23 protein-coding genes and 1 pseudogene are annotated in these 10861 nt (G+C 72.0%); 19 read left to right on the forward strand and 5 right to left on the reverse strand.

Annotated elements, in window-relative coordinates:
* The first annotated feature begins 41 nt into the window (after positions 1 to 41).
* The 13 genes from ACFPZJ_RS07430 (at position 42) to ACFPZJ_RS07490 (ending at position 5586) form a co-directional block, all read left to right on the forward strand.
* Complete coding sequence (locus tag ACFPZJ_RS07430; protein ID WP_381018816.1) at positions 42 to 1358, forward strand: hypothetical protein; 1317 nt, start codon at positions 42 to 44, stop codon at positions 1356 to 1358.
* Positions 1355 to 1588 carry a hypothetical protein gene (locus ACFPZJ_RS07435; RefSeq protein WP_381018818.1) on the forward strand — a complete coding sequence of 78 codons (234 nt, stop codon included), beginning with the start codon at positions 1355 to 1357 and terminating at the stop codon, positions 1586 to 1588. Before ACFPZJ_RS07430 ends, ACFPZJ_RS07435 begins: the two co-directional genes overlap by 4 nt.
* Positions 1585 to 1815, forward strand: coding sequence for a hypothetical protein (locus ACFPZJ_RS07440; protein ID WP_381018820.1), 231 nt, complete (start codon positions 1585 to 1587; stop codon positions 1813 to 1815). Before ACFPZJ_RS07435 ends, ACFPZJ_RS07440 begins: the two co-directional genes overlap by 4 nt.
* Positions 1812 to 2024: a hypothetical protein gene (locus tag ACFPZJ_RS07445; RefSeq protein WP_381018821.1), complete on the forward strand. Its 213-nt coding sequence runs from the start codon at positions 1812 to 1814 to the stop codon at positions 2022 to 2024. Before ACFPZJ_RS07440 ends, ACFPZJ_RS07445 begins: the two co-directional genes overlap by 4 nt.
* A gap of 117 nt (positions 2025 to 2141) precedes the next feature.
* Entirely contained in the window at positions 2142 to 2582 is a 441-nt protein-coding gene (locus tag ACFPZJ_RS07450) for a hypothetical protein (protein ID WP_381018823.1), read from the forward strand.
* Positions 2579 to 2761: a hypothetical protein gene (locus ACFPZJ_RS07455; protein ID WP_381018825.1), complete on the forward strand. Its 183-nt coding sequence runs from the start codon at positions 2579 to 2581 to the stop codon at positions 2759 to 2761. The genes ACFPZJ_RS07450 and ACFPZJ_RS07455 overlap by 4 nt, the downstream gene beginning before the upstream one ends.
* The gene (locus tag ACFPZJ_RS07460; RefSeq protein ID WP_381018826.1) at positions 2758 to 3006 is read left to right on the forward strand and encodes a hypothetical protein; all 249 of its coding nucleotides are present in this window, start codon (positions 2758 to 2760) and stop codon (positions 3004 to 3006) included. Before ACFPZJ_RS07455 ends, ACFPZJ_RS07460 begins: the two co-directional genes overlap by 4 nt.
* On the forward strand, positions 3003 to 3200 hold the full coding sequence (locus ACFPZJ_RS07465) for a hypothetical protein (protein ID WP_381018827.1): 198 nt from the start codon (positions 3003 to 3005) through the stop codon (positions 3198 to 3200). The genes ACFPZJ_RS07460 and ACFPZJ_RS07465 overlap by 4 nt, the downstream gene beginning before the upstream one ends.
* Positions 3197 to 3745, forward strand: a complete 549-nt coding sequence (locus ACFPZJ_RS07470) for a hypothetical protein (RefSeq protein ID WP_381018829.1) — start codon at positions 3197 to 3199, stop codon at positions 3743 to 3745. The genes ACFPZJ_RS07465 and ACFPZJ_RS07470 overlap by 4 nt, the downstream gene beginning before the upstream one ends.
* 3 nt (positions 3746 to 3748) lie before the next feature.
* Complete coding sequence (locus ACFPZJ_RS07475) at positions 3749 to 4123, forward strand: hypothetical protein (RefSeq protein WP_381018831.1); 375 nt, start codon at positions 3749 to 3751, stop codon at positions 4121 to 4123.
* Entirely contained in the window at positions 4120 to 4443 is a 324-nt protein-coding gene (locus ACFPZJ_RS07480; protein WP_381018833.1) for a hypothetical protein, read from the forward strand. Before ACFPZJ_RS07475 ends, ACFPZJ_RS07480 begins: the two co-directional genes overlap by 4 nt.
* 97 nt (positions 4444 to 4540) lie before the next feature.
* The gene (locus tag ACFPZJ_RS07485; RefSeq protein ID WP_381018835.1) at positions 4541 to 5296 is read left to right on the forward strand and encodes a hypothetical protein; all 756 of its coding nucleotides are present in this window, start codon (positions 4541 to 4543) and stop codon (positions 5294 to 5296) included.
* Positions 5293 to 5586 carry a hypothetical protein gene (locus ACFPZJ_RS07490; RefSeq protein ID WP_381018837.1) on the forward strand — a complete coding sequence of 98 codons (294 nt, stop codon included), beginning with the start codon at positions 5293 to 5295 and terminating at the stop codon, positions 5584 to 5586. The genes ACFPZJ_RS07485 and ACFPZJ_RS07490 overlap by 4 nt, the downstream gene beginning before the upstream one ends.
* Before the next feature lie 113 nt (positions 5587 to 5699).
* On the opposite strand, the gene ACFPZJ_RS07495 is transcribed toward ACFPZJ_RS07490, so the two are convergent.
* The 5 genes and pseudogenes from ACFPZJ_RS07495 to ACFPZJ_RS07515 all read right to left on the reverse strand — a co-directional run bounded on the left by ACFPZJ_RS07495 (position 5700) and on the right by ACFPZJ_RS07515 (position 7441).
* Positions 5700 to 5915 carry a hypothetical protein gene (locus ACFPZJ_RS07495; protein WP_381018839.1) on the reverse strand — a complete coding sequence of 72 codons (216 nt, stop codon included), beginning with the start codon at positions 5913 to 5915 and terminating at the stop codon, positions 5700 to 5702.
* A 73-nt stretch (positions 5916 to 5988) separates the two neighbouring features.
* Positions 5989 to 6168 (reverse strand): hypothetical protein, encoded by a 180-nt coding sequence (locus ACFPZJ_RS07500; protein WP_381018841.1) that lies wholly within the window; start codon positions 6166 to 6168, stop codon positions 5989 to 5991.
* 205 nt (positions 6169 to 6373) lie between these two features.
* On the reverse strand, positions 6374 to 6649 hold the full coding sequence (locus ACFPZJ_RS07505; protein ID WP_381018843.1) for a hypothetical protein: 276 nt from the start codon (positions 6647 to 6649) through the stop codon (positions 6374 to 6376).
* A gap of 77 nt (positions 6650 to 6726) precedes the next feature.
* Positions 6727 to 7148 (reverse strand): annotated as a pseudogene (locus ACFPZJ_RS07510) (DUF6221 family protein).
* 2 nt (positions 7149 to 7150) lie between these two features.
* Positions 7151 to 7441, reverse strand: coding sequence for a helix-turn-helix domain-containing protein (locus ACFPZJ_RS07515; RefSeq protein ID WP_381018844.1), 291 nt, complete (start codon positions 7439 to 7441; stop codon positions 7151 to 7153).
* A gap of 162 nt (positions 7442 to 7603) precedes the next feature.
* Here ACFPZJ_RS07515 and ACFPZJ_RS07520 point away from each other — a divergent pair, with 162 nt between their 5' ends.
* From ACFPZJ_RS07520 to ACFPZJ_RS07545, 6 genes are all read left to right on the forward strand, one after another.
* The gene (locus ACFPZJ_RS07520) at positions 7604 to 7909 is read left to right on the forward strand and encodes a hypothetical protein (RefSeq protein ID WP_381018846.1); all 306 of its coding nucleotides are present in this window, start codon (positions 7604 to 7606) and stop codon (positions 7907 to 7909) included.
* Complete coding sequence (locus ACFPZJ_RS07525; protein ID WP_381018847.1) at positions 7909 to 8076, forward strand: hypothetical protein; 168 nt, start codon at positions 7909 to 7911, stop codon at positions 8074 to 8076. Before ACFPZJ_RS07520 ends, ACFPZJ_RS07525 begins: the two co-directional genes overlap by 1 nt.
* Positions 8077 to 8224: 148 nt before the next feature.
* Positions 8225 to 9076 carry a protein transporter Sec31 gene (locus tag ACFPZJ_RS07530; protein ID WP_381018849.1) on the forward strand — a complete coding sequence of 284 codons (852 nt, stop codon included), beginning with the start codon at positions 8225 to 8227 and terminating at the stop codon, positions 9074 to 9076.
* The gene (locus ACFPZJ_RS07535; RefSeq protein WP_381018851.1) at positions 9076 to 9726 is read left to right on the forward strand and encodes a hypothetical protein; all 651 of its coding nucleotides are present in this window, start codon (positions 9076 to 9078) and stop codon (positions 9724 to 9726) included. Before ACFPZJ_RS07530 ends, ACFPZJ_RS07535 begins: the two co-directional genes overlap by 1 nt.
* Positions 9723 to 10232 carry a hypothetical protein gene (locus tag ACFPZJ_RS07540; RefSeq protein WP_381018853.1) on the forward strand — a complete coding sequence of 170 codons (510 nt, stop codon included), beginning with the start codon at positions 9723 to 9725 and terminating at the stop codon, positions 10230 to 10232. Before ACFPZJ_RS07535 ends, ACFPZJ_RS07540 begins: the two co-directional genes overlap by 4 nt.
* Entirely contained in the window at positions 10229 to 10834 is a 606-nt protein-coding gene (locus ACFPZJ_RS07545) for a hypothetical protein (RefSeq protein WP_381018855.1), read from the forward strand. Before ACFPZJ_RS07540 ends, ACFPZJ_RS07545 begins: the two co-directional genes overlap by 4 nt.
* Positions 10835 to 10861 lie beyond the last annotated feature (27 nt).

Consider the following 10861-nt stretch of genomic DNA (forward strand, 5'->3'; position numbering starts at 1 on the left):
GCCGCACCCCCGATCACACCACACCCACCAGGAGCGTGACCATGAGCCACCGGCCGACCGGCCCCGCATGCGGCAACAACCCGAACTACCGGATGAGCGACGGCGACCGCCGGGCCGTCGCCGACTTCAAGGCGTACCTCGCCGAGCGGGCTGCGCTTCGCGACCGCATCCGCCTCGCCATCGCCCGCCAGTTCCTCGACGAGACCGGTTCCGGCCGGAGCGTCGACGAGCTGGACGACGCAGAGTTCGGCACCTTCGCCGATGCGGTGTTGGCGGTGCTGCCCGCGCCGGTGGACCGGGCCGCCGCGCCAGTCAAGCAGCGCGCCGACCTCACCGAGGCCGAGTGGGCCGAGCAGGAACGCGCCCGCTTCGAGCGGCTCTGCACCCGCGAGTCCTCCCGCGCCGACCTGGCCGAGGCGCGCGCCAACAATGCTGCGCGCGACGTCGACATCTACCGCGGGCGCCTCGAACGGCTCGGCAAGGGATACGACAAGCAGCGTCAGCGCGCCGACCGCGCCGAGGCTGAAGCGGAATTGCTGCGTACTGGCCACGCTGCTCTCTGCATCTGCGGGCACACCGAGCAGCAGCACTTCGAAGACGTCTGCCTCGCGTGCGACTGCGGCGACTACCTGACGCCAGGTGCCGCGCGCGAGGTGATCGCTCGCTGGCGGGAGGCAGCGACCCGGAAGCCCGGCGCGCCGGTGGACCGGGCCGCCGTCCTGAACGAAGCCGCCGACGCCCCGGCTGCTGAGTGCAGCGCTCAGAACCGCAACTACGAATCCGGCCCGCGCCTGTGCATCCGTGCCGCGCAGCACCGTGGCGACCACATCGACGAGCGCGGCTTCCACTGGTCGGACACCGTCGCCGTCTACCCGCTCGACGATGGCACGTTCCGAGCCGGGGTGAACCGGGCTGTGCTGCGCCGTATGGCCGTCGAGGCGCAGCCAGTGTGCGAGCCATGCTCACGGTGCGGCCATGGCAAGGCAGCGCACAACATCAGCGGCTGCACCGAGTGCCCCGGAGGCTGGCGCGCGGGCCACCAGTTCGCCGCCGTCGAGGCGCAGCCCACCCAGCCCCAGCAGGACGAGACCCTTGCTGCCGCCCTCGACGGCCTCCACACCCTCATCGCCACCAGCAGCCGCGACTGGGGCCAGTACCGCGTCGACGCCTGGATCTGGGCCGTCCTCTGCGGCTGGGACTGCGAGCAGACCGAGCACGACGACACCTGCACGCACGGCGCACTGGAGGAGATGCAGGAGCGGCACGGCTGGGACGACGCCACCGTGGCCAAGGCCCGCCGCTACCGCGCAGCCGTCCGTGCGCTCGTCGAGGCGCAGCAGGACGGGGCGCAGTCGTGATCGCCCTGATGTTCATCGCCGCAGCCGCGCTCGGCCTCGCTATCGGCACCGTAGAGATCGCCCACCGGCTCACCCTGCCGCAGGCGTTCATGCTCACCGCCCTCCCGTGGGGGCTCCTGACCGCTGGCGCGATCGAGAGCGGCACGCCCTTGTGGGCGGTCGGCGTGGCCGTGCTCGTGCTGGCCGCTGTCGTCGCGGGACGCCTCACCCGGAAGGAAGCCACCTCGTGATCGCCGAAGCCATCGACACCGCCATCACCCTCGGCTGGGCCTTCCTCGTCTGGCTGGTCCTCGTGTCCCTCGCCGCGGCGCTCGCCCTGCACGCCGTGATCGTCATCGTCTGCTGGACCGTACGCGCCCTGTGGCGCGGCCTCGAAGGCCCGTCCTGGGCCCGCAACCGGCTCCGGGCCCGCCTGTTCGCTCGTCGCACCCGACCTGACTACGAGGAAGCCGCATGAACCCCGCCGAGGAACTCCGCAGCGCAGCCTTCGCCCTCCGCAACCCGATCCACCGAGGCGGCCCCGCCATCGGCATCGACGAGGAAGTTCGCCGCCCACTCGCGAACTGGCTCGATCAGACCGCCGACCTGATGGACGCCCTCCCCGCCATCACAGCCACGAACCACGCCCTCGCTGTGGCCCGCGCCCTCAACGGTGGCTCCTCCTGATGGGCGGCCTCGGCATCGGCATCGTCCTCGCCCCGTTCATCTCCGCTGCCCTGCTCGGCCTCGGCCGGGCCGGGCGCGCCCTCCACACCCGCATCACCCACCGAAAGGACACCTGACATGGGCTGGTCCAGCGCCAACCAGATCTTCAACCCCGTCGCCCGCGCCCTCCAGCAGGCCGGCGCACCCGACGACACCAAGCGGAAGGTCCTCGGCGACCTCATCGGCGGCCTCCAGGACGGCGACTGGGACACCGAAGACGAGTCCCTGGAGGAGTTCCTCGACGACCCCGCCATCGTCCAGGCCTTCGCCGACAACGAGGTACACCTATCCGACAAGCGGTGCTGCCGGGCCGAGCACGCCCACGACCCTCGCGCCTACCTGATCGCCATGCGGCACGAGGACATCAGCGAGGACGAGATGGCGCTCGCTGTCGACAGCTACGCCTACCACCTCGCCGAGCGGATCCGGTCGAGTCGAGACGACACCCGCGGCGCAGTGCAGGCGACGAAGGTCATGGACTTCGCAGCCGACCTGATCGACCCCGCGGTGAAGCGGTGAGCGTCGAGCAGCTCGCCCTCGACTGCGAACCCGACTGGACCGACGACTACGAGCCCAGCGACCGCACGCCCACCCGAACCGACATGCGCCGCGCCGAACTCGCCGACCTCCGAGACCAAGGCGCCCGCATCACCCAACTCCGCACCGCCCACACCATCCCCACCGGGAGCTACCTGTGACCAGAAGCCTCCTCTACGCCCGCGCCAGCATCACCGCCGCCACCCTTCTCTTCGCCGCCGCGCTCTACACCGTCGCCCTCAGCGGCGTCCCCTGGCTCGTCATCCCCGGCTTCTACGCCTCCGCCTTCTTCGCCTGGTGCGCCGGCCGCTGCTACGCCGATCACCGGCGGATCCTCGCCGAGCACGTTGCGGCCAGACGGCGCGCGCTTCCCGCCGACGACCAGGACACGAGGAGCGCCGCGTGACCGGCCCGTCGTCGTTGCCCCGCGGCGAGCACACGCCCAACCCCGGCGCGACCTGGAACACCGAGCTGATCAGCCTCGGCGAGATGGTCGTCGACCTGGACGACGGCGAGTCCCCGTTCGGCTGGCGCGAGTTGCCGAAGCCCAACCGCGAGACGAGGCGCGCGGCCGCGCGCGCAGCACGGAGGAAGAAGTGACCGATCAGACGCCCTCTGACCTCGAGAACCGTCTACGCAGGGCAGTCCGCGACGCGCTTCGTGCCCTGCCCAGCGCTCAGTTCATCAACTTCGACGCGGTGGTCGGAGTGGTGGCGGGCGCGGTTCAAGCCGAAGTGCAGCGCGTCGTGTCCGGCCCGGCCGCAACGGAAGCGACCGAGCGCGAGACGACAACCCGCGTCTTCGCTGCTCTCCACCGCTCCGCCGAGCAGGACGTCACCCGCGTCATCGCCCTGTACGAGCAGTGGGTGAAAGCCGGGCCGCCGCCGCTCGGCACGTCCATCGCCCGCTGGTGGGACGCTCGCCTCGTCGAGCTGCGCGAGGCGATCCGCCCGCCCATCCGGGAGCAGCGCGAGCGCCCCACCCACTCCGACGGCACGCCGTACAGCTACGCCGAGATCACCGCCGAGGGCTGGGACCACTGCGACGGCTGCCGCACCTGGACCACCGCCACCCCCGAACGCCCGCACCAGTGCCCGCAGACGCACATGCGTGGCCCCGTCACCGACCAGCCCAAGGAGCACTGACCCATGGCCCAGTACACCGACCACACCGCCGCCGCCCAGAAGCTCCTCGACCAGCAGGGCGACATCAACCAGCTCACCATCGAGCGGGACGGCGCGTACCGCGAACGCGCCCACCTCGTAGCCCTCCTCGCCGCCATGACCGACGGCGCGGTCATCACCTACGCCCCGGACATCGACGAGCCCGGATGGCAGATCGTCTACCTCACCATCGGCGGCCGCCAGTGCTCCTGGCACATCAGCCCCCGGGACGCCGACCTGTTCGAGCACGTCGAGCGGGTCGGCGCGCTGGACGTCCGCGCGCTGTGGGACGGCCACACCACCGAGGAGAAGTACGCGCACATCGCCGCGCACACGGCCGAACTGGCGAAGGAGAAGTGACTATGCAGCCCTTCGCCCCACTCGGCCGGATCGTCGACTCCCGCCCCCGGAAGTGCGGTCACTCACCCGGCGACAACCCCGGCACCGACTGCCCCGCCGAAGCCACCTGGCACATCATGTGGAACACCGACAGGGAAGTCGGCCTCGCCTGCGACCCGCACATGGACATCGCCCGCCGCTACGTGTTCCTCGACTCCCACCGCATCGGCCCCGACTGCGACATGCCCGGCACGCTCTGGGACTTCGACGAGAAGCGGTGCGTCTACCCCGACGAGCCCGCCGTCGAGACCGCAGCAGCCGAGCAGCCCACGACCGCCTGAGCATGTCGAAGGGGCGCGCCCACGAACTCCCCAGCTCCAAGGCACGCCCCATCCGGTGCTGTTCACCGTACCGCCCCACCAGCACCACGGAGCCACGATGACCACCACCGCCACCCACCTCCGCACCATCGCCCTCCACTGGACCGACCTCCACGAAGCCGCCGGCACCCCGAGCCAGATCGGCGCCTTCGGCCTCGGCCTCCGCGGCTACCTCGCCCGCCTCGACCAAGCCGACGCCGAGCAGCTGGAGTACGAACGCCACCAGGCCGCCTACCTCCGCTCGTTGGAACGCGACCCGATCCAGCTCGGCGACCGGCCCGTCCCGGTCCGCCTGCACATCCTCGACACCATGCGCGTCGTCGAGGCCGCGCTCGTCCAGTGCGCCGACGACATCGCCGCGGCCGCACAGCGCGCACCGATCCCGATGCCTGCGGCCAGGAAGGTCGACCGCACGACGTACGGCAGCCTCCGCGAGGCCCGCGTCGCCCACGAGGACCGGCAGCGCCGCACCCAGCTGGCGCTCGCCGACCAGCAGGACCCGCGCCGCTGGAAGTACACCGGCGAGCGAACCGCGTCGTACGCCGCACTCTGGCTGCTGGCCCGGGTCGAGCGCGCGCCCGGCCCGTGTCGGCGGATCACCGAAGACGAGGAGCGCCGGATCGGCACGGTCGCGGCCGGCGCTGCCGAGCGTGTCGAGCGCGCGTTGGACATCGCCGCGCAGCGCAAGACGCTGGAGCAGCTGCACGACTGCGGCGGCCGGATCGACGTGCACGGCGGGGAGGGCCGTACGCCAGTCGCGCACTGCACGGGGTGCGGCGCGGTCTGGACGGAGGGCGGGGTGATCGCGGCATGAGCGCGTACGAACTCCCGAACCGCTCCGAGCTGGAGGGCAAGGAGGTCACGTTGGAGCTGCACCCGTGGGCGATCCCGGGACCGACGCGGGGTGTGTTCCTCGGGCAGGGCGAGCGGGGCCTGTCCATCAGGATCGAGGGCGGGGGCCGGTTCTCGTACCGGCACAGCGAGGTCAGGTCGGTGAAGGCTGTTGCGGGCGCGCGCCAGCGGCGCCTCGTGCTCCGTCTGGCTGGCCGAGCGGTCCTCGTGGCCGCCCTGGCCGTCGTCGTCTGGGTGGCCATCAGCCGGTGAGCAGCAAGGGGCCCGCCGTCCCGTACCCCTGGGACCGGCGGGCCGTGGCGCCTCCCCCGGCGCCCCTTCGCGGGGGCAAGACCATACGTCCCGACCCGGGCAGACCGGAAGGGTCAGTGCTCCCACGTCTCCGGCCCGCCGCCCCGCCACTCGATCAACTCCGACCCGGCAACGTCGAGCTCATCCCACCCTTCCAGACCCGCGCGCTGCAAGAACACGGTCAGGTCGTGCAGGCTGTACGCCCGGCCCATGATCTCGCCGTTCACGCGCACCCGCCGGCCGCCCTGCTCGTCGGGCGGATAGACGACAACGGGGCGGTCCGAGGCCATGCCACCAGCGTGCGCGCACGCAGGGCCAGGCGCACGCGCTGGCCCGAGCAGAGCCACCACCGCGGCGCCGGAGTCACCGGAGGCACCCGACGTCGAGGACTTCGAGCACGTCACCACGGACGATGTACTCCACCCAGCACGACGGGCCGAACGCTGCGGCCACTGCCCCCGGCCTCGGGAACGGGGGCACAGCTGCGGCGTCGAGAAGGTCGACGATCTCCCGTTGGGCGTCGCCAGGGACGTCCATCAGCACGTCGGCAGCCTGCCGCATTATTTCGACTCGCATTGCCGCTGAGCCTCCTTCGAACCGTGTCCCCCCGGGCCTCTCCGGGCATGCATCCCGGACAGGCCAGAGCCCCCGCATTCGATCCGTGCGGGGGCTCGCCTGGCTCCACGGTGACCCGGTTGCGTCGCGATGAATCCAGCCTGCGGGCGGGACCGCGTGAGTGCACGCGGGGCTACTCCTCGTCCGGGTGCCGAGCGGCCTTCTTCACATCAGCCTCGACCTGGTTCCGCGCGACGCCCTGCTCCTTCGCGTGGCCGGTGATGGCGGCCTGCAGAGTCACGGCGGTGTCGAGCCACGCCCGCCAGGCGGCCTGCCAGGCGGCGGTCTGCTCATCGGCCCACTCGGCCTGAGTGGGGCGTCCGTACTCGATCTGGAGCCGCTGAACGGTGGCGTGCGCCGCGTCGGCTGCACGCTGCATCTCCACGAGCTCTTCGAAGGTGTGTGCCACGTGCAGGGATCCTAGGCCGGGCATGAGGAAACCCCCGCCTCGACCCGCGAGACAGGGGCTGAGCGGGTGCGACGTGGCTACGGTCGCCACTCCTCGCGGTAGCCGGGCCGGTCCGCGTACGGCAGGGCGAGCAGGCGCAGCACACCGTTCAGTACGTCCCGCCTATGGATGGCGGACACCCGCTCCATCTCCGTCATGAACGTGTCTTGACCGCTGGCCTTCATTCGCTCACGAAGGAGGGCGAGTTCCTCCATTGTCTCGATGGCCTTGACGTACCCCGTAACCACCTGCCGCTTGGCGTCGATCTCGCGCAGCACCCGCGCCGGATCATGACGCACGATGTGCGCACGCTCATCAGCGACCAGCACCTCGCGACACGGTGATCCCCCTCGGATGCCACCCAGTTCCCCGAGAGTTCGCGCCACTGGCCACCGGCCGCCCGCGCAATCCGCTCGTCCTTGTCGAGCTGGGCGCGCAGCCACTGCACGAGATCATCCACCGCTACCCCTCCACCCTCTTCGGCCGCGTCGTCCCCGACCCCTTGTAGCCACGGAACACCGCCTGCACCGTGCTCAGCTTGACCCCGAGGCGCGCCGCGATCTGCCGGTACGACAGACCCTCCTCGCTGTTCAGGTGACGGATCAGCTCGTCCCGCTCCCGGGACCACTCCTTGTTGCGCTCGGCCTGGGCAGCCATCACCTGACTCTTCGCCCTGACCCGCTGCTCCAAGTCCGCGATCTGCTCGACCGCGTCAAGGGCGTCCGACACGCGGCGCACCTCCTCGTCGCTCATCCCGGCCCTTTCATCCGGTGGGCCGCTTGCGCTCACTGTAGGGGACCCCTACAGTCGCAACAAGCAGCCCCGCGCTGCTGATGCACAACGGCCCCGACCGGAGCTCTCACCCTGCCGGTCGGGGCCAGGCCCACCACGAAGCGATCGAAGAGGCAGGCCCTGATGGGACACCGTACCGATCAGCCCCCAGACCAGCCCACCCCACTGCCCGGCCCGTCGTACGTACGCCAGGTCCTCGACTGCATGGCCGACGAGATGGAGCGCCTCAGCAACCGCCGGCGCCTCCTCACCGAGGTCGGCCTCCGCCGCGCGTTCAACGTCGCCGTTGCCACGCAGCTGCACGAGCTGCCGACCGCCGTCGCCGACGAAGCCTCCGACAAGGCGGCCGAGCTGCTCCCGGACACCGGCCCGATCATCACCCACGGCGAGTACGCCACACTGCTGCGCCAGGTCGCGGAGGCCGTGTGATGGCCACCCCCAACGAGCCTGCGCCCCAGCCGCAGCAGCGCACCTGCCCCAGCTGCGGCGGCGCCAAGGGCCGCGTCGTCGACCACAGTCACGACGGCAAGACCGTCCAGACGTGGCAGCCCTGCACGCCCTGCTTCGGCACCGGCGTCCAGGGCGGCGGCATCTGATGCGCGCCCTGTACCTCCTCGCCATGGCATGGCCGCTGATCCTCGGCGCCTACCTCCTCGGCCGCCACCTCGCCTGAACCCCAGACCGGCCGGCCCCGCGACCACTCCCCCCGCGGGGCCGGCCACCTCTTCGCTCCCGGAGGAGCACGTGAAGACCCGCAAGATCGAGCGGACCCGCCTCGTCCCTCACACCGTCGACGGCCACACCGAGATGGTCCTCGACCGTGAGGTCATCGAGGTCCCCGCCCCGCCCCGCGACTGGGACCAGCTGGTGCGCGTCGCCGTCACCGTCGGCGCCGCCATCCTCGTCACCGCTTCCCTCACCTGGACGACCGCCAGCATCGGCGACCTCCTGTCCGCCGTCACCATCGCCGCTGTCGCCTACACCGCCGCGGTCGCCTTCGACGCCTCATGGATCATGTGCATGGCCGTCGAGTGGCTGCTGCGCTACGACCCCGAGCGGGCCCAGGTCGCGCGCCGGGCAGGCCGGTGGGCGCTCGCCGTGTCCATGGGCGCGGTCTTCGCGCACGGCTACCTCATCGCCGACACGTGGGTGATCGGCGCGGTCGGTGCGGCCGTGTCCGCGCTCGCCAAGGGCGGCTGGTCGATGGCGATGCGCGTGCACGCCCGGCCGCTCGACCCGCGCACCCAGCAGTGGGTGGCCAAGCGGCGCGCCGCCGTTGACGGCCAGCTCGCCCTCATCCCGATCCGCCGTGAGCTCCAGCGCGGCGAGGCCCTGGTCGAGGCGGAGCAGCGCAGCATCGGCGCCCTGGCGGATTCCGGATCCGCCGATCCGGATCAGTCCGGACGGTCCGCGGACAGTCCGGATGCCGATCCGCAGCCGACGGCCACCGGGCCGATGACCATCAAGGACGCAGTCCGGACCGCCCTGGATTCCGGGATCCGCGAGCCGGATCGGGTCCTCGCCTACGTCCGCCAGGTCGCCGACGCCAACGCCCGTGAGGACACCGTCGCCCGCTACATCCGGCTGGCCGGCTGATGGGCGCGCAGCCCGGCCCCGACGGCCAGGAGCTGCGCGCCCGCCACTACCTCCGCCGCCTCGGCGCCCGCCCACTCGGCCACCAGGAGACCCCCATGCCCGACGACCGCCCCGTCACCCCCACCCGCGTCATCCCCGCCGGCGCCGCGCTCCCCGCCCGGCCGCCCGAGCCCGGCGAGATCCCGCCCTGGTGGGCACCACCCCCACCTCCTCCACCCCCCGCGGACACGACGCCGGCGCCCGTTCCGCCCGATCCGGACCCCCGGATCGTCGAGGTCCGCCACACCCACGAGATCGTCCTGACCAGCCCGGATCCCGCTCCGCAGCAGCGTCCGGGGCTCTGGGCGCGGCTGTGGGATCACCTCGTCACCTGGCGCATGGTCGCCGCGATCCTTGCCGCCCTCACCCCGTGGGCGGCAGGCCAAAGCCCAGTCGGCCTGTGGTCCCACACCGTCAACCAGGCCCGCAGCGAAGCCGGAATCGGCGCCGCCTACGTCATCGCCGCGGTGGCCGTCGCCGCAGCCTGGGGCCTGGACAGGCGCACCGGCCGCGTGGTGCCCCGCTTCCTCCTCATCACCGCAGCCCTCGGCGCATTCGGCGTCCTGGACTGGTACGACCCCGTCCTCTTCGTCACCGGAGTACACCGATGACCGGCCCCGGCCTCACCCTCGCGGGCATCGCCCTCGTCCTCGTCATCCTCTGGGCCAACCTCAGGCCCTGGTGGAAGAGCGACCGCGACCCCGCCAAGCTCAAGAGCTTCGGCACCGGCAGCCTCCTCGGCGCCCTGTCCACAATGTGCGGCGGCGGCCTCCTCGGCTACATCGCCGGATGCGCCGCCGGAGCCGCCAACACCGGAGGAGGGAAGGCCGTCGCCGGGGCCACCGGCCAGCAGGCCGGCGCTCCGGTCACCACCGGGGACCTCGGATCGCTCACTCCAGAAGGCGCCGTGGTGGTGTTCCTGCTCACTTGCGGCACCATCTTCGCGTTCCGCGCGGCCGGCCGGGATGAGCGCAAGCGCATGGTCGGCGGCGTGTTCTGCGGCGTCTGCCTGTGCCTCACCGCCGGGGTGGCCAACGCGCTGAGCTGGCTGCCCGGGCTCATCAACGGGGCTGGGGCCCAGCTCATCACCGCGGTGCAGGGGGTGGGCCTTCTGTGAAGCGCCGACTTGCTCTGTGGGCCGCCCGTACCACGGTCGCCGATCGTCTCGCCGGGGGCTCCGCAATCGTGTGGCGTCGCCGTGCCGACGCTCTCGCCGCCTGGGTGAAGGCCGGCCGCCGCGACGACCTTGACGGCTGGCGCGCCGCCCTCGGCCCGATCCTCCGCCTCGCACTGCTCGGCGCGCTGGGCTACGCGGTGTGGGCGATCCTCCGGGCGCTGCCCTGGCTGATGTGGCTCCTCACCGGGTGGTGGCTGCGCGCCGCCTGGAAGGCCGGGAAGACAACACCCCACCCGTCCGCCGAGGAGGCCTGCGCCGAGCTCGACGTCGCAGCCGTCCGGGCCCTCCTGCTGGAGGTCATGGGAGACGCCGACGCGGTGCACCTGCGCACGGTCCTCACCCACCTCCAGGAGCAGGGTCACGGGGAGGGCTGGTCGGTGGCCGACCTCCGGGCCCGTCTGGAGGCCCTGCGGATCCCCGTCCATCCCAAGGTCAAGGCGCCCGGCAGTAAGAGCCCTACGAGGGGTGTGCGGCGGGTGGATCTGGCCCCTTCCCCGACTGTCGCCGATGGGGCGTCTACCGAGCCGTCTACCGCCGCTTGACCTGCGCGTCTACCGCGCCATCTACCT

The organism is Streptomyces bullii (assembly GCF_042657145.1).
Classification (GTDB): Bacteria; Actinomycetota; Actinomycetes; order Streptomycetales; family Streptomycetaceae; genus Streptomyces; species Streptomyces bullii.